The 20,969-nt window shown below is 57.6% G+C and carries 18 protein-coding genes; 9 read left to right on the top strand and 9 right to left on the bottom strand.

Annotation, left to right across the window (positions count from 1 at the left end):
* Window positions 1–77: 77 nt before the first annotated feature.
* Together FBR45_RS21415 and FBR45_RS21410 are read right to left on the bottom strand one after the other, a co-directional pair.
* A complete protein-coding gene (locus FBR45_RS21415) occupies window positions 78–2,462 on the bottom strand; it encodes a sialate O-acetylesterase (protein WP_138506120.1) in 2,385 nt (794 codons plus the stop codon).
* 194 nt (window positions 2,463–2,656) lie between these two features.
* Window positions 2,657–3,229, bottom strand: coding sequence for a sugar O-acetyltransferase (locus FBR45_RS21410; RefSeq protein WP_138506118.1), 573 nt, complete (start codon window positions 3,227–3,229; stop codon window positions 2,657–2,659).
* 171 nt (window positions 3,230–3,400) lie between these two features.
* Between FBR45_RS21410 and FBR45_RS26830 the strand changes: the two genes are divergently transcribed.
* The gene (locus FBR45_RS26830; protein WP_212748642.1) at window positions 3,401–3,808 is read left to right on the top strand and encodes a helix-turn-helix domain-containing protein; all 408 of its coding nucleotides are present in this window, start codon (window positions 3,401–3,403) and stop codon (window positions 3,806–3,808) included.
* A gap of 81 nt (window positions 3,809–3,889) precedes the next feature.
* On the opposite strand, the gene FBR45_RS21395 is transcribed toward FBR45_RS26830, so the two are convergent.
* Window positions 3,890–4,879: an aldo/keto reductase gene (locus tag FBR45_RS21395; RefSeq protein WP_138506116.1), complete on the bottom strand. Its 990-nt coding sequence runs from the start codon at window positions 4,877–4,879 to the stop codon at window positions 3,890–3,892.
* Window positions 4,880–5,442: 563 nt separating this feature from the next.
* On the opposite strand from FBR45_RS21395, the gene FBR45_RS21390 reads away from it, so the two are divergent.
* On the top strand, window positions 5,443–6,735 hold the full coding sequence (locus FBR45_RS21390) for an anthranilate phosphoribosyltransferase (RefSeq protein ID WP_246082330.1): 1,293 nt from the start codon (window positions 5,443–5,445) through the stop codon (window positions 6,733–6,735).
* 5 nt (window positions 6,736–6,740) lie between these two features.
* Here FBR45_RS21390 and FBR45_RS21385 read toward each other — a convergent pair whose 3' ends face one another.
* The 3 genes from FBR45_RS21385 to malQ form a co-directional block, all read right to left on the bottom strand.
* Complete coding sequence (locus FBR45_RS21385) at window positions 6,741–7,463, bottom strand: ABC transporter ATP-binding protein (protein WP_138506114.1); 723 nt, start codon at window positions 7,461–7,463, stop codon at window positions 6,741–6,743.
* A gap of 184 nt (window positions 7,464–7,647) precedes the next feature.
* Window positions 7,648–10,644, bottom strand: coding sequence for a tetratricopeptide repeat protein (locus tag FBR45_RS21380; protein WP_138506112.1), 2,997 nt, complete (start codon window positions 10,642–10,644; stop codon window positions 7,648–7,650).
* Between the two features lie 78 nt (window positions 10,645–10,722).
* On the bottom strand, window positions 10,723–12,306 hold the full coding sequence (malQ, locus tag FBR45_RS21375) for a 4-alpha-glucanotransferase (protein WP_138506110.1): 1,584 nt from the start codon (window positions 12,304–12,306) through the stop codon (window positions 10,723–10,725).
* Between the two features lie 314 nt (window positions 12,307–12,620).
* On the opposite strand from malQ, the gene atpD reads away from it, so the two are divergent.
* The 3 genes from atpD (at window position 12,621) to atpC (ending at window position 15,274) form a co-directional block, all read left to right on the top strand.
* A complete protein-coding gene (gene atpD / locus FBR45_RS21370; protein WP_138506108.1) occupies window positions 12,621–14,147 on the top strand; it encodes a F0F1 ATP synthase subunit beta in 1,527 nt (508 codons plus the stop codon).
* 104 nt (window positions 14,148–14,251) lie between these two features.
* On the top strand, window positions 14,252–14,959 hold the full coding sequence (locus tag FBR45_RS21365; RefSeq protein ID WP_246082329.1) for a hypothetical protein: 708 nt from the start codon (window positions 14,252–14,254) through the stop codon (window positions 14,957–14,959).
* Window positions 14,960–15,028: 69 nt separating this feature from the next.
* Window positions 15,029–15,274, top strand: coding sequence for an ATP synthase F1 subunit epsilon (gene atpC, locus FBR45_RS21360; RefSeq protein WP_077922268.1), 246 nt, complete (start codon window positions 15,029–15,031; stop codon window positions 15,272–15,274).
* A 64-nt stretch (window positions 15,275–15,338) separates the two neighbouring features.
* On the opposite strand, the gene FBR45_RS21355 is transcribed toward atpC, so the two are convergent.
* On the bottom strand, window positions 15,339–16,757 hold the full coding sequence (locus FBR45_RS21355; protein ID WP_138506106.1) for an ATP-binding cassette domain-containing protein: 1,419 nt from the start codon (window positions 16,755–16,757) through the stop codon (window positions 15,339–15,341).
* A 20-nt stretch (window positions 16,758–16,777) separates the two neighbouring features.
* Between FBR45_RS21355 and udk the strand changes: the two genes are divergently transcribed.
* Window positions 16,778–17,395, top strand: coding sequence for a uridine kinase (gene udk, locus FBR45_RS21350; protein WP_138506104.1), 618 nt, complete (start codon window positions 16,778–16,780; stop codon window positions 17,393–17,395).
* 8 nt (window positions 17,396–17,403) lie between these two features.
* Here udk and FBR45_RS21345 read toward each other — a convergent pair whose 3' ends face one another.
* Both FBR45_RS21345 and FBR45_RS21340 read right to left on the bottom strand, forming a co-directional pair.
* Complete coding sequence (locus tag FBR45_RS21345) at window positions 17,404–18,060, bottom strand: class I SAM-dependent methyltransferase (protein ID WP_138506101.1); 657 nt, start codon at window positions 18,058–18,060, stop codon at window positions 17,404–17,406.
* A gap of 48 nt (window positions 18,061–18,108) precedes the next feature.
* Window positions 18,109–19,176, bottom strand: a complete 1,068-nt coding sequence (locus tag FBR45_RS21340; RefSeq protein WP_138506099.1) for a ferredoxin--NADP reductase — start codon at window positions 19,174–19,176, stop codon at window positions 18,109–18,111.
* A 173-nt stretch (window positions 19,177–19,349) separates the two neighbouring features.
* Between FBR45_RS21340 and nadA the strand changes: the two genes are divergently transcribed.
* The 3 genes from nadA to FBR45_RS21325 are packed head-to-tail and all read left to right on the top strand — an operon-like array spanning window position 19,350 to window position 20,967.
* On the top strand, window positions 19,350–20,339 hold the full coding sequence (gene nadA / locus FBR45_RS21335; protein ID WP_138506097.1) for a quinolinate synthase NadA: 990 nt from the start codon (window positions 19,350–19,352) through the stop codon (window positions 20,337–20,339).
* A gap of 23 nt (window positions 20,340–20,362) precedes the next feature.
* A complete protein-coding gene (locus FBR45_RS21330; protein ID WP_138506094.1) occupies window positions 20,363–20,578 on the top strand; it encodes a DUF2281 domain-containing protein in 216 nt (71 codons plus the stop codon).
* A gap of 2 nt (window positions 20,579–20,580) precedes the next feature.
* Entirely contained in the window at window positions 20,581–20,967 is a 387-nt protein-coding gene (locus FBR45_RS21325; protein ID WP_138506092.1) for a type II toxin-antitoxin system VapC family toxin, read from the top strand.
* Window positions 20,968–20,969: the final 2 nt, after the last annotated feature.

Raw genomic sequence — 20,969 nt, 5'->3', positions numbered from 1 at the left:
TCGGTTTTACTCCAATTTAATCGTCGGTGAGTTCAAATTTAACCAAATCCGGTCAATAACCGTTCAGGATCAGCCGATCATTGAACCCGGATGTCGACCTGAGCGGTATCGTCTTCGCCGTTGGCAGTGCCGTTATTGGGGGTCGAGTCCGGGTCGGCCTGGCCGGATGCTGTCAGCTGGGCGGAGCAGATACCGCGCCCCACCGAAATAGCCCGCGCCGAGAACCGAAAGACGTGGCTGGTACCAGCCGCCAGGCTACTGAGGCCACCCGACAGCCCACCCCCGCCCGGTGCCAGATCCTCGCCCGGCACGAATGACAGGTTGTTTGGCAGGTAAGCCGTCAGGTTCACGCTGGTAGCCGACAAGCCGCCGGTGTTGGTGATGGTAATGGAAAACGAAATGACCTCGTTGAGCCGCGGGGCTCGGTTACTGACCGCTATGCGCAGGCTCATATCGGCCCGGGCGGGGTCGGGCGGGGGCTGGTTGCTTTGCACAGCGGGCAACGGCACCTGGTTGGGGTTAGGCGATACGAAGACGCCCGCGCCCGTTTGCGCGGTTCTGAAATCAAGCCCGGTCGCGTCGTCCTGTCCGTCGCCGGTGCCGGAGTTAGGCTGGCTGTCGGGGTCGGGCTGGGCAACCTGGGCAATCTCGGCGGAGTTCCGGTAAAACCCGGTAGCGGTTGGTTTGACCGTAAACGTGAGAGTACTCTGGGTACCGGCTTCCAGGCGATCAATCGTTCCGGACACGACGTTTCCGCTGCTGGTCATGGACGCTGGTACGGATACCACCGCCAGGTTGTCGGGCAGCCGATTCCGCACCAGAATGTCGGTAGCTGCGGCCGGGCCCTGGTTCTGCACCGTTAGCGAGAGGGTGACGGGTTCGTTCAGCCCCGGTGTTCGCTGGTCGACCGATGCGGACAAACTCAGATCGGCAGCCGGAATCTGGCTGGTAATCCGGAACAGGTTCGACGGCACCGCCGGTATGACGGGCGAACTCGACACGACCCGAACCCGATACCGGCCACTCTGGTAACCGGCCGGCAGCTTCACCCGAACCGGGCTGGCTGGCCCGCTTCCGAGGGTGGCTTTGTAGCGCCCCAGCGAATCGAGGAGCTGCACCTGCCACTGGTTCCCGCTACCAAATGTACCTGAGGTCACAAACGTAACGCGCAGACTATCGGCGGGCAGCACGTACTCGGCCAGCGTTCCGGTAGCAGCAAACACCGCGGGCGTGATGGGCTGGGCGTTTTGAAAAAAACTGTTGCTGAGGCTGTTATTCCAGTTACGGGCAAAGCGCGACAGGCCCATATTGACCGGAATGCTGTTCGGGTTCAGGTAATACCGCGGATGAACCGATGGCCGGAGTGCGTTGGCAAAATGTACATCCGTATCACCACCGTTCCGGTTCTGGATCGTATCGTTCAGCGGCCCCTGAAATACGTTGAAACCCGGCGTGGCAATGACCGCATCCTGCTGCGACACGACAGCGGGGGTTGTTACCTGTCCGTTATACGACGCCCGCGCCACCACCCAGGCCATACTGCGCCCCCCGTAATCCTGCCGCGCCTTCTCGATGACCGACCGTAGTATGGTGGCATACTGCGGTATTTGATCCCGCGCTACATCGCCTTCAGCCTCGCCCTGGTGCCAGAGTACGGCCCGGATGCCCGCCATCGATGCATAATACTGAAGTACGTTTTTCAGGTTAGTGTAGGGTTGCAGGTTCTGCCAGTTTTCGTTGCAGAAATAGGCATTACAGGTGGGTATACCCCGGGCCGTTTTGTCCCAGTTATCGATCGTTGAGCCGTCCCAGCCGGCCACGTAGAAAGCGACTGGCACGTTATACCGATTCACGATATAGTCGCCCAGTTCGCCCCAGCCCCACGAGCTTTCGGCCATCGGAAAAATACGCCGGCCGGCCGTCAGGGCCTTATAGACCGGAACCGGCATCGGATCGCCCGACGATAGCAGCGGCTGAGGACTCGGCGGGTAGTAATGGTTGATGGAGTCGATGGCGTTGACGCGGTCGGTAGCCGTGCCGAGGTCGTTATCACCGATACCCAGCCCGCGGGAGTTAGACTGGCCGGCCGTTACGAACACCTCCCCGATGCCAACGGGCTGTACCGTAGCCTCACTGCTGACGGTATTGCTGATAATGGCCCGCACCGAGAGCGTGTACCAGCCGCCCGTTCCTGTAATGTACCCCAGAAATACGCCATTGACCGGGTTGGTCTGAACCGTTTGCCAGGCGGTTTCGGTGCCCTGCCCCGCCACAACGGGCGTTAGCCGGGCTTCGATCCGGTCGGCCTGCCCTCGTAGTTGTCCCGACACGTATAGCCGCCCGTTGCCATCGTTTCCGCGCTGTATGACCAGCCGTGCCATGGGATGATTGATCTGAAGCTGGGCAATCGACAAAACCGGACTGCTGAACAACAACAGCAGCCAAAGCAAACGGGTACACATGACGGCATATTAATACACCGCGAAGATAGAAAAAGTAACGCCGGTTATCCAGTTCAGGCTTCCCGCCTGCCCTACTTTACTGCGTTCAGGTCGGCCAGTAAGCGTCCCGAACGAGCTGGCCGTTGCGGACGCGGACGGTACGGTTGAGCCGAGACGTAAGTAGGCTATTCGTCAGCAAACCGGGGATACCCATCTTACAACGACTTCACCACGCGGGCCGGAACGCCAGCCACGACCGTGTTCGGCGGCACATCGCGACTCACTACGGCACCGGCCGCCACCACCGAGTTTTCGCCGACGGTAACACCTGGCAAAATGGTGGCCCCCGCCCCGATCCAGGCGTTGCGTTTGATCACAACTGGTCGGGGAATCAGCGTTGTTCGGTCGGCCGGGTCCAGCGGGTGATTTTCGGAGGTCAGGTTTACCCTGGGTCCAATCTGTACGTCGTCTTCGATGGTAATTCCGCCAATATCCAGAAAGGAGCAGGCATGGTTGATGAAGACGTTCTTGCCCAACCGAATAGACCGACCAAAATTGGTGTGAAAGGGCGGAAAAATAACGGTCGACGGATCGATTTCGACGCCGATAATGTCGCTTAAACGGCTGCGCACCTGGTCAACGGACGTTGCCGATGCATTCATCTCGACGCATAACCGGATGGTTCGCGAGACCACGTCGCCAAACCGCCCGTACTCCGGATCATCCTTCCGGAGCCGTTCACCAGCCCGTAGGCGGTCAAAAATATCGGGAATCGCTTCAGAAGACATACTAATCGCACAATCTGATACTCTATAGCACTGGGTCTGACTGACCCTCTGTGTTTCTTTTTTTGTCCCGTAGGACAAAAAAGTAAGTTAACCTACTCGTCACGTTTCTTTTACGTCAGCTTTCGCAGCAGTTTATCGGGCGTGATGGGCAGGTCCCGAACGCGCTGCCCCGTGGCGTTGAAGACGGCGTTGGCCACCGCCCCGGTAAAACCAATTAAGGCAATTTCGCCCATTCCTTTCCCCCCCCATCGGGTTGATAACAGGGTCAGGCTTGTCGATCATGATCGTTTCTATGAGATCACGACTGACTATCGGCACGTATATGACTTCTTCGAGTTGCTCGAGAAAGAAACCAACCTCGACAACCCAATCCGGATGCGCACCGCTCGCCATTACGCGGAGACACTGAATCTGAACCCGAACTACCTGAATGGGCTCGTAAAAAAGCATACCGGCCAGACCATCAGCACCCTGATCAAAAACCGCCTGCTCGAAGAAAGTAAAGCCCTGCTGGTCCAGACCGGCTGGACACTACAGGAGATCAGCCAAATTTCAGCCAGTTTTTCAAAAAATACGTAGGCCTTACGCCCAACGAGTTCCGGCGCTCGCCCATCTCTCCCGACTACGAAGGCTGAGCCAGACGCGCAAGGCCAACAGCGCTCAGCCCTGCTTTTTCATCATATCGACCAGCGGTTTGAAACGGAGGTCGTACAAACCGGTGATAAAATCCCTGTCCTGGTCGGAGAGCTGAACAATTCGGCGGGTATTCTGATCGGCCTGTTCGGGCGTGCGGATGCCGGGAATCACGGTCGATACTTCGGGGTGGCTCAGTATATAGCTCAGGCTGAGTTCGGCCGGGCTGACCTCATACGTGCGACACAGCTCCCAAACGGGTTGTAAAGCCTCGTTGGTAGCATCGATGATGGTGGGCGTAACCCGATAATGCCGATGATCGCTGGGTGGGAATGTGGTGGAGGTCGAAAACTTACCGGCCAGCAGACCAAACTGAAGCGGCATGCGGGCAATGAGGCCGTACCCCTGCGTGTGCATAGCCGACAGATAAGGACGAATGTGCTGGTTCAGTACGTTGAATACCACCTGAAACCCGCTGCCCAGCTCATGTTTGAGGAAAAAGTCGGCTTCGGGCTCGGGCGCGAAGGTATTCAGGGAGATGCCCCAATACCGAATTTTACCCGCCTGTTGCAGATCCCGCAGAGCCTCGATGCAGTCGCCCTGTTCCAGATGGCTCAGTTTGGCGACGTGCAGCTGGTAAAAATCGATGCTGTCGCGCCGGAGCCGACGGAGGCTATCGTCGCAGGCTGCCATAATGTGGGCGCGGCTGTAGTCGATGGCAATTTTACCGTCCTGCTCTTTCTGACCGACTTTGGTAGCGATCACCACATCGGCGCGGTTACCAAACACCCGACCGATCAGTTCTTCAGAATGGCCCAGGCCGTAGAAATCGGCCGTATCGTACAGGGTAATGCCCAGATCGAGCGCGTGGCGAAGGGCCTGCTCGGAGGTCGTATCGTCAGCTTCACCCCAGCCAATGGCAACCCCGCCGACCTCGGCCGGACCACCGATGGCCCAGGCACCAAAACCTATTTCACTTACGGTCAACTCGGTACGGCCAAACTGTCTATATTTCATAGTGATAAGATAGGTACTGCCAGAACCAAAAAGGCCCGGCCTTTGAACAAATGTATTTACTATATACCGATGGCCGCACCGGAAGTTTGAAAAGGTGACTCGTTTCTATGATCAAGTGCTGCACGGTTATGGGCTGCCCAAACGCATTGGCAGCAAACCGACACAGGCTTCTCGCGCCCAACACTTTGTTGAAATTTGACCATTTGAATACCATTTAGGATATATTGACAAAGGACCTGTTAATAATAGTTAATTCGTATTTTTTTATTATCTCTTACATAATATTTGGATTATAGAAAGTATATCAAAATAAAATATTGAGTAATTTTACGCATCTCAAAAACCAGTAGGTTATACTCAGCATCATAACAATCGGCTTTATCGGCCCTGGCACCGAGCCGGGGCCGATAAATAATCTATTAAATAACTATAGCAATGAATTGTGTTGTCAGAGCTATTACCCGTCCACGGCCAGGGTAGAAAGGGGTAGCGCCGTCGCTATTTTGATCATCTAAAGTCAATAAGTAGGCAGGACCTTCGTGCCTACTTTTACGTTCATACCTATGCGTTACCAGCCCTTTGCCATGCCAATTGCCAACCCAACTTTAGATGCACCTGCCGACACACCGCTGGGCAAGGGTATTCGACATATTGGAATCGGAAAACATGGTAGTAAACCGCTGCCGCCCGACCTGCTGGCGGAATGCCGGGTAGCTCTGAATGACCCCGTCACGCATCCACTCCAGCGCGGTGCTTTTCTGGGCGCTCTGCTGGCCAAGGGTCCCACCCCGGACGAACGAACCCTGGAAGATGAGATCGGGAAAGGCGCTTTTTCGCACCCAACTTTCTTCATCAATAAAGTATGCCCCGACCTGCCGATGGGCATGCACCCCATTGCCACCAAACTGGTGCGGGGTCATAATCTACAGATCAGCGAAGCCGAGCAGTTGGGCGACTATCTGTTTGGCAACGGCACCTGCGAAACCTTTCGGGGACTGGCCGCCAGTATTCTGCGGGTGCGCCACGAAACGAACGAAGAATACCAGGGCCTGATGCGGGCTGCTGAACGAACGTTTACGCCCGCTTTCCGGGCCATGAGTTGCGCCGACCGGCCGCTGATCCAGATCGCTGAACCGTTTGATGGCGTTGAGAATAGCTACCTCATTACCCCGCTGCTGGCCAGGTTCTTTTTGAATCGGGGCTACGGGCCGGTGTCGCTGGTAGGACCATCGGGCGGGCCCAAGTTCACGCTCAACGCGCTGGACCTCTACATGCATCTGAACTGCGAGTTTCTGCTCGGTAATCAGGAGCTGGGCACACCTCTCGAACACTACGGGTGGGTGCTGGATCAGAAAGCGATGTCGCCCGCCCTCAGCCGCTGGACCGACCGGCGTCGTATCCTGCTGAAACGGCCCTTTCTGGCTACGCTCGAAAAAGTGCTGAACCCCTGCCACGCCCGGATTCTGGTCACGTCGGTATTTCACATCACCTACCAGATGAAAATGGCTGAACTGGCGCTGATGGCCGGTTTCGATGCGGTGATTGTGCTGAAACGAGGGCTGGAAGGGAGCCTGTCGCCGTCGACCAGCCGGTCCAGTGGGATTCTATGTGCCGTCAGAACCCCGCGCGGTCATCTGTTTTTCCAGCATTTCGATAGTGATCTGCCAGCATTTGCGTCCTACCGCACCGATGCTGATGTGGTTCATCAGCAACCGCTGGCGGCCGATAATGCCCGGCTGGTCAGAGAGTTCTGGACCCATGGTGAAACCCCCGACCCCGACTTCAACAACCGGGTTCGGTTTGCCCACGCGCTCTACGGCCGGGGCTTGTCCTGGATTGAAGGGCAGTTGAAATGATGAGGCTACTGAAGTGCCTGCATCAGCACATTGGCTTTCCGAATATGCTCATTGGCACGATCTGTCTCGACCAGACCGTCGCGGAGCCGTACAATCCGGTGGGCGTATTCGGCAATGTCTTCTTCGTGCGTAACCATGATGACCGTATTGCCTTTGCTGTGAATCTGGTCGAATAGGTCCATGATTTCGTACGAGGTCTTGGTATCGAGGTTACCCGTCGGTTCGTCGGCCAGCAGAATACTGGGATCGTTAACCAGCGCCCGCGCCACGGCCACCCGTTGCCGCTGACCACCCGACAGCTCGTTGGGCCGGTGACCGGCGCGATTCTCCAGACCTACGTTTTTCAGCGCCAGCATGGCTTTTTCGGTCCGGTCGGCCTTGCTGTAGCCGGCGTAGATAAGCGGCAGGGCCACGTTCTCCAGCGAGGTCTGGCGCGGCAGCAGGTTAAACGTCTGGAATACGAACCCGATTTCCTTGTTGCGCACTTCCGCCAGCTCGTTTTCGCCCATCCGGCTTACGTCCTGGTTGTTAAGGATGTATTGCCCCGACGTGGGCGAATCCAGGCAACCCACAATGTTCATCAGCGTGGACTTCCCCGACCCTGACGGTCCCATAAAGGCGACATATTCGCCTTTTTTGATGGATATGGTGATGGATTTAAGTGCATCGACCACTTCAGTGCCCATAACGTACCGCTTGGCAATAGCGCGGGTCTCAATGATGTTCATACACGTTCGGTTAGCCGGCGGCAACAATAGCAGCCCGATAAGGATGCTGGAAACAGTTTTTCTGTCGAAAGGTCACACCAACAATCCGGCCCCTGTCGAGACTGACGGTCGTAGACGCGGGCGCTTCCTGGGTAGTGGAAAGGCGTTTGCGTACGGAGGCCGGAAAGTTTTTGCTAAAACTACATCATTGCCCGAATTTTTCCCGGCTCTTTTCGATTGACGCCAATTTTTCCTGATAAGTCGCCGTAAACGCCTGATAGTCGGTGACTGGCGCTGCGGCCTGTAGCTTGGCCAGTCCGTCGCTGGCGTAGTCGAGCAGGCTTTGGTCGAGGCAGAGCGTTACGTATGTCTTGAGCAGTTCGGGGTTATTATCATTAAAAAGCAGCGCTTTCAGCACCAGTTCATAGGCCGGCCTGATCCGGTTCCGTTGCCGCTCAAACTGGGCCGCGGCCGTAACGATCTGCGCGTTGAGCGGGGCCAGCTGCAGCGCTTCACCATAGGCCACGCCAGCTTTGGCGGGCTGGCGCGACCGTTCGTAGGCCTGCGCCAGCCAGTAGGCCCGCTCGGCCTGGTGCTGGGGCAGAATCGGCTGACGGGCCATGGTCTCGGCCGAGCCGATACTACGCCTGAACGCCGACAGCCGCAGAGCCGCCAGATTTCGTAACGACACGGCGTAGTCGCTGATGGATTTGTCGGCGGGCAGGCCCGACAGCATCAACTGGGTATTCCGCCACTGCACCGCGTCGAGGTAATCATTGGCCAGCGCTACCCCGGCTACCGTTTTGAGGGTTGGGTTCCGGATGGTTTCCCAGTAGCGCCCCCGGTTGGGGTTGTCGAGCCGGTAGCTGACATAGAAGGCTTTTTCCAGATCGGTTTGCGGGTTTCGCTCTTCGTACAGCACCTGTTTCAGCGCCGACACGTTCGAGTCGCTGCGGGCGGCCGTTTCCCAGAGCGATTGTGCCAGTGCCGGATCGCCCGCTTTGGTTAGCGCCACGGCGCGGTGGTAGATGGAAGTCGTGTCGCTGTTATCGGCAAACTGGTCAGCGGCTTTGCGGTAGAGGCCCTGCTCCATCAGCAGCAGCCCCGTAATCGACCGGTACATATCGCCCTGCTTCGGGTCGCCCTCGGCCAGCTGGCTCAGCAGCCCGAACGCCGTCGGATGGTTGTGCGCGGTGTATTCGGCAACCGCGCGGGCCAGCAGCAGATCATCCGTAAAATCCTGATTGGCGGGAGCGTCGGCCTGGCGCTGCAGGATTCGGGCCAGGGTCGAGTCGGGTTGCTGATTGGTCAGGGCGTAATTATATACGCTGGCAAACCGCCCAACGCTCAGTCCCTCGCTGACCTGATCGGTCGTTAGCCAGGCGGGCTGAACCGGCTGGGCAGACGGTCCGGTCGACGCCACGAGCCGCAGCGCCAGCGCGTTGGCCTGATACGATTCGTACTCGAACTCGTTTGTGTGGCGGGCCAGGCTCGAATCGGCCGAGAGCACCTGCGGATTTCGGGCATAGAAACCCAGCAGATTGGCCGCCGGTACGTCGCTTCGGGGGGTGTTGCCGGTAGCCGCCTGCAGGTAGTAATAGGCCGAGTCAGCTACGCTGGTGCGGGCATACAGGTAACCCAGGTTATTCTGTAGCTCGCCACTGCCCGGAAACTGCCGTAGCCCCTGTTGCAGTGTTTTTACGGCTTCGAAGAACAGATCCGTTTGTAGGAACGTCTGGCTCAGAGCCGCGTAGTCGTGCGGCTGCGGTTGTTTGAGGGTAGCCTTCTGGAAGTAGAACGCAGCGGCTGTCTGGTCGTTCTGGGCCGTGGCCAGCGAGGCCAGGGCATAGTTCGACTTGTGGTTCTGGAACTCCTGCTCCAGCGCCTGCTCATAAAAAGCCTGCGCCGAGGCCAGTTCGCCGGTAGCCGTATATAAATCGCCCAGATTATTGTAATAGGCGGCCATAGCCTGCTTGAGCGTGATGGTATTGCCCGATGCCACCAGCGTCAGCACCAGAAAAACGGCCACCAGCCTGAACAGGCTCAGCTCCAGCCGCTTCGGCATGTACAGAATTCGATAAACGGCCCGCCCCTGCTGAAAAATCGGCAAAAAGTTGATCAGCACATAAACGATGAATACCAGCCCCATAGCCAGATGGGTATAGACGATCACGTCCTCGAACACCTCGATAAGCGGGTCGTTAGCCGTGGCAAAGGCGTAGCCCATCGTCAGGGTAGTCAGCAGGGCCAGGCCCGCGTACAGAAAGGCGCCACCGTCGCGAAACGAGACGAGCTGCTGCTGTTCCATCAATCGCCGGAACCCCCAGATACCCAGCGTCACCGAGATCAGGTACAATACGAATGGACTGATAGCCAGCAGCTCCCAGTCGATCATACGGGTGTTTTTCAGCCAGATCAGCACCAGATTGACCAGGTAGAGGCCGCTGATGAACAGAAAATTGTTCAATCCCAGCACCTTGCCGCTGCCCCCCGCCGTCGTGACCCAGACCAACCCGGCCAATATCTCGGCTGCGATGAAGAAGATAAACCCTATGCTGAACGCCAGCATAACCGGCATACTGTAACTCACGATCGTCAGTACCGGCTGCTCAACCGGCGACAGCGCCCCCAGGGTAGCTACTGTCATGCCGATCAGGCTGGCAAATACTGCGAGTCGAACCAGAATAGGCTGGTCGGACCGGAACGCATGAAAGAAGTAGCTGACCGACCCGAACAAAACCGTCAGTACCAGAAAAAGACGGCTACCGCCCAGACCGGGCACTTCGAGCATCTCGAACCGAAAAAACGCCAGACCCAGAATCAGTACGCCCATACCGACCAGGTACCGAATCCGGTCGAAGCGGGTGATGGCGCTCAGCAGCAAGGTAAAGGCGATACAGAGGCCAGCCAGTAGGGCCGTAGCGATGTGGGGGTTTACCTGCATGGGCGACGCCACGAACTGCTCCGACACGGCATAGGCTTTGCCATTGACGGCGTAGTCGAGCAGACCATCGGTAAAGGTGCGGAAGGTAACGGGCAGTTCGTTGAGTTCGCTCAGTACGTCCCAGCGCACCACGTTCCCCAAACCACGCCCCCAGGCCACTATGAACAGAATCAGCGCGATAAAAACAGCCGACAGGCTAATCAGGTAGGCGAACCGGTACGGTCGGCTCCACTCCTTCCAGAAAAATAAGGATGACATGACACTGAAACGAAGCCGGGGGCCGGTTAGTGCCTGAAGCAACCGGTTAGGTGGCAACCCCCTAACCGGTTGTGTACTCTATACGCGTCCGGTCAGCCGGGTCAGCGCCAGCAGCGTCTCGGCTACCTCAACCGTGAGCTGGTCGGGCTGCAGGCGCCACTGCCAGCTCCGGCCACCCTGTCCGGGTGTGTTCATACGGTGCGTTTCGTCGAGGTTCAGCACATCCTGGATGGGCAGGATCGCCAGCCGCCCTACCGACCGCATCGTTAGCCGGATCATCTGATCGACTATATTTTCTTCGGTAACCTCAAACCCGAGGTAATCGCGGATGCGGCCCCGCAGCTCCTCATCCGACTCCCGGAACCAGCCCAGCGTGGTGTTGTTGTCGTGCGTACCGGAGTACACGACCATGTTTTCGGTATGATTGTGTACCGCGTAACTCGAGGTCGGCTGGTCTTCGCCGAAACCGAACTGGACTACCCGCATACCCGGAATGGCGTAATGCCGCAGCTGGGGCTGGATATCAGCGGCTTTGGCACCCAGGTCTTCGGCAATAATGGGTAACTGAACAAACTGCCGGTACATCGATCGCATGAATGCCTCGAACGGCGCTTTTATCCATTCGCCCACGCGGGCCGTTGGTTCGCTGGCCGGAATCTCCCAGTACTCGTAGAAGCCCAGGAAGTGATCGAGCCGGGTCAGGCTGTACAACGATTGCTGATGCCGGATCCGGCGCATCCACCACGAAAAGTCGGTTCGTTCGTGTTCGGCCCAGTCGTAAATCGGGTTGCCCCAGCGCTGGCCGTACTCGCTGAAATAATCGGGGGGCGCACCGGCTACGAACAGCGGCTGAAAATCATCGTCGAGTTTGAACAGCGAAGGATTGGCCCATACGTCGGCGCTGTTGAGCTGTACGTAAATAGGAATATCGCCGATGAAGTGGATTTTTTTGGCGTAGCAATAGGCCACCAGCTCGTTCCACTGCTTCAGGAAGTAATACTGCAGCACCTTGATTACCTCCAGCTCGTGCCGAAGCTGTTCGGTATAGGTAGCCAGCGCCGTTGGCTCACGGCGTCTTAGCTCATCGGGCCAGCGCAACCAGTACGGCTCGCCCGTTGCATCCTGAAGCGCCGTAAACAGAGCGTACTCATCCAGCCAGTGTGCCTGTGCTGCGCAGACCCGTTCGTAGTCGGCCCGTTGCGCAGCGGTGCTTTCGTTCAGGAACGCTTCGGCCGCCTGTCGCAGCAGGGGTCGTTTCTTGATCCAGGCTGCGTGCAGGGTCGATGGCGCAATGGTCAGCGGCCCCGACAGTACCGAGGGCGTTACATCACCCGAGGCAGCGGGCGCTTCGCTGACGGTGACATCCTGTACCGGCTGCTGGTTGAACACCACCAGATCATCGGCCTGGAGCCAGCCTTCGTCGACCAATCTTTCCAGGCTGATCATCAGGGTATTGCCGGCAAAGGCCGACGGGCTGCTGTAGGGCGAAAATCCGGAACCGGGGTCCAGGGGGGTCAGCGGCAGAATCTGCCAGTAGGCCTGCCCGGCGGCTTCGAGAAAGTCGGCAAACCGGTAGGCTTCGGGGCCCAGGTCGCCCACGCCATGCGCCGAGGGCAGCGATGTTATATGGAGCAGCAGGCCGCTCGATCGAGTTTGAAGCATGAATTGTAACGTTGAGTCAGATTGAGTTGGGCGTCGCGGGTTGCCAATCAGTAGCAGGTCAGTACCTTTCGTCAGAAAAGGAGCCGTACCGGATACGCAACGGCTACTGGCTGATAACGGACGACTTTCTTTTGTACAAATCGGCCAGCGCCGGTTTTTGTTTATTGCGTACGCTAAAAACCTTACTGGTAAACCCGTTTGGTAGTCGACCTGGCTGAAAATGAACAAATCGCGTCTTTACTTTACGCAGTTTTTCTCCTACTTTTGCAGTCCGAAACAACGGACAACTTTTCAATTAGCTATATCACATACAAATGATTACGGAAACGGCAGTCAATACGGGTAAGATTACGCAGATAATCGGGCCGGTCGTGGACGTGAGTTTCGAGGGCGAAGGCTCGCGGATTCCCGCCATCTTGGACGCCCTCAAAGTAACCAAAGCTGACGGGCAGTCGGTTATTCTCGAAGTGCAGCAGCATTTGGGCGAAGACCGCGTTCGGGCTATCGCCATGGACTCGACGGACGGCCTCTACCGGGGCATGAACGTAGCTGACCTTGGCACGCAAATCTCCATGCCGACGGGCGAAAGCATCCGGGGTCGTCTGTTCAACGTAGTAGGTGATGCCATCGATGGTATTCCTCAGCCGAAGAGCACCACGGCCCGCCTGCCGATTCACCGGTCGTCGCCCCGTTTTGAAGACCTCGCCACCTCGACCGAGGTACTCTTCACCGGTATCAAAGTAATCGACCTGCTTGAGCCGTACGCCAAAGGGGGTAAAATCGGCCTCTTCGGTGGTGCTGGTGTGGGTAAAACGGTATTGATTCAGGAACTCATCAACAACATCGCCAAGGCCTATTCGGGTCTTTCAGTATTTGCCGGTGTGGGCGAGCGGACCCGCGAAGGAAACGACCTCCTGCGCGAAATGATCGAAGCCGGTATCATTAAATACGGTGAAGGCTTCAAGCACTCGATGGAAGAAGGGGGCTGGGATCTGAGCAAAGTCGATATCGACGAGATGACCCAAAGTCAGGCTACGTTCGTATTCGGCCAGATGAACGAACCGCCGGGAGCCCGCGCCCGCGTGGCCCTGTCAGGACTGACCATTGCCGAACACTTCCGCGATGGCGATGGCGAAGGAGCCGGTCGCGATATTCTGTTCTTCGTTGATAACATCTTCCGGTTCACCCAGGCGGGTTCGGAGGTATCGGCTCTGCTGGGCCGGATGCCGTCGGCCGTAGGGTACCAGCCTACGCTGGCTACCGAAATGGGTATCATGCAGGAGCGTATCACGTCGACCAAGCGTGGTTCGATTACGTCGGTACAGGCCGTTTACGTACCTGCCGATGACTTGACCGACCCCGCGCCGGCAACGACCTTTGCTCACCTGGATGCTACCACCGTATTGAGCCGGAAAATTTCCGAGCTGGGTATCTACCCAGCCGTTGACCCCCTCGATTCGACCTCGCGGATTCTGACCGCCGAAGTCCTGGGCGACGAGCACTACAACACGGCGCAGCGGGTGAAAGAGATTCTGCAGCGTTACAAAGAATTGCAGGACATCATCGCCATTCTGGGTCTGGAAGAACTTTCGGAAGAAGATAAACTCGTAGTAAGCCGCGCCCGCCGGGTGCAGCGCTTCCTGTCGCAGCCGTTCTTCGTGGCCGAGCAGTTTACCGGTCTGAAAGGCGTACTCGTTCCGATCGAAGATACGATCAAAGGGTTCAACGAGATCATCGACGGTAAGTATGACCACCTGCCTGAGGCAGCCTTCAACCTGGTTGGTACCATCGAAGATGCCGTTGCCAAAGGTGAGCGCCTGCTGAAAGAAGCCGGTCAGTAAGTAATCAGGAATCGACAGGTATTGGCCGTACATTGTTCAGCCAATACCTGTTGCTTTTTCGCTCAATGTCGTCTTAGCATCGTAAACTAACTAACCAAGTTGTTATGAAAACGATCCGAGTTGAGTGGAAAGTCCTGCTGCTGTCCGCTACCCTGCTGGCCACCACGACCGCCCTGGCGCAGGTCCCCGCCATACCCGGTGCTGGTACTGCACCAACTACATCACCTACCTCCGTCAGGGGCGCTATTCAGGACACGGCCATTACGCCGTCGACTGCCCAAACGGGCGCTGCGGCTTCGACCGACAGCCTGCCCGACGCGCAACTGGACAAAGCCGTAGCCGCTTTGGAGAAAGGGGATAAAGCCGCTTCGGCCCAGGCGCTGCAAACCGGCATTGCCGCCGTTGAGGCCGAAGCCCAGCAGAAACCAAGCTCGTTTAAGGATAAGATCCTGAGTCAGGTGGGTAAGCTGAAAACACTACTGCCGCTGATTACGGGCGGAGGGCTGGGTGCGGGCGTTCTCGGTAAAGCCGTTGGACTGACCAAACTGGCTTCGGGAGCCGGTCGGCTCGAAAATCTGGTCTCGGCCGGATCGCTGATCGGGAAAGCCAGCCAGCTAAGCAGCGGCCTGAGTGGTCTCGGCAGCGCTATGTCGGTGCTGGGTGGAGGTGGTTCGGCGGGCAAATCGCTGGTGTCAACGGCGCTGGCGGGGGTGAGCAAACTCGGTCAGGGTGGCCCACTGGCAAAAACCGCTGAGCCCGCTGTGAAAAACCAGATCGGCAGCGTATTGAACTTCGTGAAGGGAGCTTTGTAAAAAGGCGAATGATGAACGATAAATGCACCGGGCAGCTCATTCATCATTCATCGTTCATTATTTAATACTATGACAGTAGATATCATTACTCCAGACCGGAAGGTCTTTTCGGGTGAGGCCAGCGCGGTTACGTTTCCGGGCAGCGAAGGTCAGTTTCAGGTGCTGAACGACCACGCTCCGCTGGTTAGTACCCTCGCCAAAGGCCCGATCGTTGTGCAGAGCGCAACCGGTCAGCAAACGTTCACCGTCGATGGTGGTGTGGTTGAAGTGCTGCAAAATAAAGTGCTGGTACTGGCCGAAGCCGTAGTGGCCTGATAGCCTGTTCTGGTTGGGAAGCCCGGTAAGCATACAACGCTGTGTGTTTACCGGGCTTCTATGTTTACAGGGGGGCCTCAGTGCCAATGGTGAACGTCCGGTCAATGGTGTCGGGCAGTTCGCGCCGGTCGTGGGTAACAAACAGAATCGTTTTATCGGGCAAGCTATCGAGCAGCCGCCGGGCCAGCTCTACCCGGGCCGCGTCGATTGCCTGGAAGGGTTCGTCCAGAATCAGCACCGGTGGATTTTTGATCAACGCCCGGACCAGCAGCACCAGCCGCTGTTCGCCCGCCGACAGTCGGCCGAAGGGTTCATCGGCTTTGTTACTCAGCCCAAAATAGCGCAGCATTGCCAGCAGGTCGGCCTGCGCTTCGGCGCTGGCCTGCCGGGGGGCGGTCAGTGTATCGGTCAGCCCTGTAAGTACCACCTGGCGGGCGGTCAGCTGCTGCGGAAAATACAGATGCAGCTCGGGCGAGACGAACCCGATCCGCCGTTTCACGTCCCAGATACTCTGACCGGGCCGCCCCCGCCGATGATCGAACACATGAATCAGGCTGGCATACGCCTGCGGATGATCGCCGTAGAGCAGACTCAGCAGCACCGACTTACCGGCTCCGTTCGGTCCCAGCAGAGCCCATCGTTCGCCGGGGCGCACCGTCCAGCTGACCCTATCCAGGATAAGCTGTTCACCGTAGCGCACCGTTACCTCGCTCAGCCGAAAAGCCTCGTCGAAGTCGGCGGGCAGCGCCGGTGTTTGCCAGATGGGTAAGGCTGTTTGTTGCGGAGGTCGCGCAGTGGATCGATAGGCCTGAACGGGACCGGCCCACTGAATCTCGCTCCCGCCCAGTTCCACCACATGGGTAACGAAAAGCGGTATCGAATCGGCATCGGTAGCCAGCACAAGAGTCAGCCCGTGTTGGGTTAGTTCGGCCAGCCACTGGGTCAGCTCCTGCCGAAAGCCCGCATCGAGTCCAACAAAGGGGTTATCGAGCAGCAGCACCGCCGGTTGTTGCAGCAGCGCTTTGCCGATGCGGGCTTTGCGGCTCTGCCCGTTCGAGAGCTTCAGAAAGGTTCGGTTGAGCAGGGGGCTCAGACCAAGCCGGTCCAGCAGCGGTCTGGCAGCCACAGGGTCGGCAAGCTGAAGGTAATCGCGCAGGGTGGGTGCGGCCTGGCCCCGGCTTCCTTCGTCGCTCATGGTAGCCTGGTAGCGCTGCTGGTAAAAATGGCCGCTGTACGAAAATAGCCGCGACTCCTCGCGAAACGACACGTAGGCAACCGACTGCCGCCGGACCAGCCGACCCGCCAGCCGCGGCACCTGACCTGCCAGCGTTTGCAGAAAAAGCGTCTTGCCACTGCCCGTTGCGCCGACTACGGCCCAGCACTGGCCTGCGTGGAGCTGAAATAACGAATGGCCCGCCGACGAGCGACGGTTGTCGGGCTGCGATCCCTGATCAAGGGTAATGAGTGGGTCGGATTGATTCATGCGTACCTTATCTTTGCAAAATGACCACCAAACCGTTTATCGTCGGCATAACCGGCGGCAGTGCTTCGGGTAAAACATCGTTTCTGAAAGGCATCCTGAGCGCCTTTGCCGAAGACCAGATCTGCCTGATCTCTCAGGACAACTACTACCGGAAAATCAACGAGATTGCGGTCGACGATCAGGGCGTCCATAACTTCGACCTGCCCGAAACGATTGATCACCATCTGTATGCGGAACATATTCATCAGCTCAGCCGGGGTGAAACAGTTCAGCAGATGGAGTATACGTTCAACAACGCCAGCGTTACCCCGCGTCTGCTCACGTTTCAGCCGGCTCCCATCATCGTAGTAGAAGGCATTTTCGTGTTCCACTTCCGGGAGCTGGCCGACCAGATGGATCTGAAAATATTTATCGACGCCAAAAATAGCATCAAGCTCGAACGGCGCGTCAAACGCGATGCCGAAGAACGGGGCTACGACCTCGACGACGTCATGTATCGCTGGAAATACCACGTCAAACCGACCTATAAACAGTTTATCAAGCCGTACCGCGCCGAAGCCGATATTGTTATTCCCAACAACGTACATTACCAGCGCGGGCTCGATGTGGTAATCTCGTTCCTGAAAACCAAGGTCTGACCCACTCCTCATACGGGTTCACTGCTGATCAGCGCCGTCGACAGGGAGACGGCCTCGCCACCTACGTGCTGCGCCGGTTCAGCCAGTACCCGCGTTTCCGTAACGCGGAACCGGTTAGCCACCAGCAGGTCAGCTACGTCGGTCGGTTCGAACAGCTGGAAGCCGTGCTGCACGAAGGGAAGCCGCATCATCACCGACCGGGGCCGGATGACGAGTAGCAACCGGCCGCCGGGTACCAGTACCCGATGCAGCTCGGCCAGTTCGGCCGCCGGATCTTCCCAGAAATAAATGACATTGACAGCAAAGGCTTTGGTAAAGCTATGGTCCGGGAAAGGCATGACCGGCCCGCTGCGCCATATGAACTGGACCCGGCCCGTCTCGGCCAGGGCGCGGTTGTGCTCAACGGCCTGGCTTACCATCAGTGCTGAATGATCGTAGCCGACGTAACGCACCGACGGGTCGGTCCCCAGCAGATCCGGGACGAACCGACCGTTGCCCGGCCCGATCTCCAGAATCTGATCACCGGGCTGTACGGCGAGCTGGTCGATGGCCCAGCGGTTCATCAGCTCGTTGTTGATGTTCATCCGGTTCGCTACCTCGATACCGGTCTCGCCTTCGGGCAAACGGAGTTGGGCGGCCAGCTGCCGAAGCGCCTGTTCGTTCATACGATCTGCGGTTTGTCTGGAACAAAAATAGAACCGCCAGCCGTCTGTCTATACGTCAATGACGACGCCGGTGCTGGCCGGATAGCCGGTGCAGGTTAGTATCCAGCCCTCGGCCAGGTCGCGCTCGGTCAAGACATCGTTGATGGTCATGTGAACCGCGCCGGCCGTACAGCGGGCCGCGCAGGTTGAGCAGCGCCCACCCCGGCAGCTGTACGGCAGCGGCACTCCCTCGTCCAGGGCCGCCTGCAGGATCGATTTGTAGGCCGGAACAGCGATCTCGACGGACTGCCCCCGGTAGTGGAGCAAGACCGTCCGGTCAACGGCATGAATCGGCGGAGGGACCAGCGTAACCAGTTCGACCACGAAATTTTCGCGCCGGATCTGGCGGGCTGGAATACCACTGAAGACGAGCGTAAACTGAACCATCCGCATGTAATCGGCCGGGCCGCAAACAAAAAACTGCACCGACGCCGGGTTGGCCGCACCGACCAGCTCGGGCAGCAGCGTTTCAAGCATGACGTTGTTGAGTCGGCCGGTTCGGACCGTGCCGTGCCGATCGGCCAGCTCATGGGCGGGGTTGCTCAGCAAATGAATCAGCCGAAACCGGTCGGCGTACTGCCGGTGCAGGTCGTTCAGTTCGTCGCGAAACAGAATGGTTCGGTCGGTGCTGTTGCTGTAGAGCAGGGTCACCCGCCGGTCTGGCTCGGTACGCAGCGCCTGTTTAAGCAGGCTGAACAGCGGGGTTATACCGCTACCGGCGCCGATCAGTACCAGATTGCCGGGGGTGTCGTGATCCAGAACGAACCGACCGGCGGGCGGCAGACTCGTCAGCACATCGCCCACCCGTAGCGTATCGAGCAGATGGCGGGACATTTGCCCGTTCTCCACCCGCTTGATCGTCAACCGGAGCGGTTCGTCGGCCGTCGAGCTAAGCGAATACGACCGCCGGACTTCGTGGCCCGCCTGGTCGATGATGAGGGTCAGAAACTGGCCGGCCCGGTACGGCACCGATCGCCCATCGGTCGACTCCAGGTAGTAGCTGGCGGCATCGAAACGGTGGCCCACCACGATTTCGGGCTGGATACGGATGATACGAAGGTGTAGCAGATCGCTCATGGCCTTAAAACTACACCATCAGCCGCGGTTGTTTGAAAGCCCGATCCATTTTCTCAAATTCGCCCGTAGATACAGCCGCAACGACGGGGTCGGTTTGGCGGTCAGCTTTTCGGCCCGCTGTGACATTTAGCCCGTTGTCGTTGTTTATGGTAAAAACCACCTGCCAACCAGACATGGAAGCTTTGCTCGAAGAAGTACAACGCGTGGGTTATGTCAATAAGCCCGTTGCCGACGATATAGATTTAGTGGCCGAGATAAACCGGCTCAAAAAAGAAAAGAACGCCGTTATTCTGGCGCACTATTATGTCGACGGCGCCATTCAGGACCTGGCCGACTACATCGGCGACAGCCTCGGTCTGAGCCAGCAGGCGGCTGCTACACCGGCCGACATGATCGTGTTCTGTGGCGTTCACTTCATGGGCGAAACGGCCAAGGTGCTCTCCCCCCAGAAGAAAGTGGTCATTCCTGACCTGAACGCTGGCTGTTCGCTGGCCGATTCGGCGCCGGCCGATAAGTTTGCGGCTTTCAAGGCGCAGTACCCCGATCATATCGTGCTGTCGTACATCAACTGCTCGGCCGAGATAAAGGCCCTGTCCGACATTATCGTGACCTCGTCCAACGCGCTGAAAATCGTAGAGAGCCTGCCGAAGGATCAGAAGATCATCTTTGCGCCCGACGCGAACCTGGGTCGTTTCGTCTCGAAAAAAACCGGCCGCGACATGGTGTTGTGGGACGGTGCCTGCATTGTTCATATCGACATCTCGCTGGAGAAACTTCAGAAACTGCGCGTTGAGTATCCGGACGCCAAGTTCATTGCTCACCCCGAATGTCAGGAGCATATTCTGAGCCAGGCCGACTACGTCGGCTCAACGACCGCGCTGCTGAAATACGTGGTCGATAGTCCCGAGCAAACATTCATCGTAGGTACCGAAGCCGGTATTCTGCACAAGATGCGCCAGGCGGTACCGCACAAGAAGATCATTCCGGCTCCGGCCAGCCAGAACAACACCTGCGCCTGCTCCGAATGCCCGTACATGAAAATGAACACCCTCGAAAAGCTGTATAACTGCATGTTGTACGAGCAGCCGGAGATCATCGTGCCGGAAGACATCCGGCTGAAAGCCTATGAGTCCGTAGCGCGTATGCTGGAGTTGAGCAAGTAATCGGATTAAACAGGGAACGAGCCATGGAGATAACCGTGCAGATTGAGTTTAGCGAGTTGGTTCAGGCGATACAAAAACTATCGCCTGAGCAACGTAAAAGTCTTCAGGATCTTCTAAGCCATGATGCGGGGCCCGCTTCTGTTTTGCCCGAACGAACGTTTGGGACACTTGGGGGGCTCGTAACCTACATGGCCGATGATTTTGACGCGCCACTTGGCGATTTCAACGAGTACATGTAGCCATGGCTTACCTGCTGGATACTCATACCCTGCTGTGGTTACTAGATGACGAAACATCCATTCCATCAGCCACCCTCTCTCAGCTAAAAAATCCTGCCAACGCTTTATACGTGAGTTCGGCCAGCATTTGGGAAATCGCCATCAAACGTAGCCTTGGTAAGCTAACGCTCAACCGCCCTACGCAGGCGCTCATCGATGAGCTGCCCAGAGTAGGCATTACCCTGTTACCCGTCCTATCCAGCCATATTCTGCAGGTAGAAACGCTGCCTTTTCACCACAAAGACCCGTTTGACCGTATTATTATCGCTCAGGCCCTGGTAGAGAACTGGAGCGTTGTTAGTAGAGACACCAATTTCCCATTGTATCCGGTTCAGGTACTGTGGACGTGATT

Source organism: Spirosoma lacussanchae (assembly GCF_005870035.1).
Classification (GTDB): Bacteria; Bacteroidota; Bacteroidia; order Cytophagales; family Spirosomataceae; genus Spirosoma; species Spirosoma lacussanchae.
This window is presented reverse-complemented; position numbering and strand designations above follow the sequence as displayed.

What these genes read in the sequence shown, in the direction of transcription:
- FBR45_RS21340 (WP_138506099.1), bottom strand. Translation starts at nt 19,176, where the DNA reads ATGAGCGATCTGCTACACCTTCGTATCATCCGTATCCAGCCCGAAATC.
- FBR45_RS21355 (WP_138506106.1), bottom strand. Translation starts at nt 16,757, where the DNA reads ATGAATCAATCCGACCCACTCATTACCCTTGATCAGGGATCGCAGCCC.
- udk (WP_138506104.1), top strand. Translation starts at nt 16,778, where the DNA reads ATGACCACCAAACCGTTTATCGTCGGCATAACCGGCGGCAGTGCTTCG.
- FBR45_RS21415 (WP_138506120.1), bottom strand. Translation starts at nt 2,462, where the DNA reads ATGTGTACCCGTTTGCTTTGGCTGCTGTTGTTGTTCAGCAGTCCGGTT.
- atpD (WP_138506108.1), top strand. Translation starts at nt 12,621, where the DNA reads ATGATTACGGAAACGGCAGTCAATACGGGTAAGATTACGCAGATAATC.
- FBR45_RS21380 (WP_138506112.1), bottom strand. Translation starts at nt 10,644, where the DNA reads ATGTCATCCTTATTTTTCTGGAAGGAGTGGAGCCGACCGTACCGGTTC.
- nadA (WP_138506097.1), top strand. Translation starts at nt 19,350, where the DNA reads ATGGAAGCTTTGCTCGAAGAAGTACAACGCGTGGGTTATGTCAATAAG.
- FBR45_RS21395 (WP_138506116.1), bottom strand. Translation starts at nt 4,879, where the DNA reads ATGAAATATAGACAGTTTGGCCGTACCGAGTTGACCGTAAGTGAAATA.
- FBR45_RS21390 (WP_246082330.1), top strand. Translation starts at nt 5,443, where the DNA reads ATGCGTTACCAGCCCTTTGCCATGCCAATTGCCAACCCAACTTTAGAT.
- atpC (WP_077922268.1), top strand. Translation starts at nt 15,029, where the DNA reads ATGACAGTAGATATCATTACTCCAGACCGGAAGGTCTTTTCGGGTGAG.
- FBR45_RS21330 (WP_138506094.1), top strand. Translation starts at nt 20,363, where the DNA reads ATGGAGATAACCGTGCAGATTGAGTTTAGCGAGTTGGTTCAGGCGATA.
- FBR45_RS21385 (WP_138506114.1), bottom strand. Translation starts at nt 7,463, where the DNA reads ATGAACATCATTGAGACCCGCGCTATTGCCAAGCGGTACGTTATGGGC.
- FBR45_RS21345 (WP_138506101.1), bottom strand. Translation starts at nt 18,060, where the DNA reads ATGAACGAACAGGCGCTTCGGCAGCTGGCCGCCCAACTCCGTTTGCCC.
- FBR45_RS21325 (WP_138506092.1), top strand. Translation starts at nt 20,581, where the DNA reads ATGGCTTACCTGCTGGATACTCATACCCTGCTGTGGTTACTAGATGAC.
- FBR45_RS21410 (WP_138506118.1), bottom strand. Translation starts at nt 3,229, where the DNA reads ATGTCTTCTGAAGCGATTCCCGATATTTTTGACCGCCTACGGGCTGGT.
- malQ (WP_138506110.1), bottom strand. Translation starts at nt 12,306, where the DNA reads ATGCTTCAAACTCGATCGAGCGGCCTGCTGCTCCATATAACATCGCTG.
- FBR45_RS21365 (WP_246082329.1), top strand. Translation starts at nt 14,252, where the DNA reads ATGAAAACGATCCGAGTTGAGTGGAAAGTCCTGCTGCTGTCCGCTACC.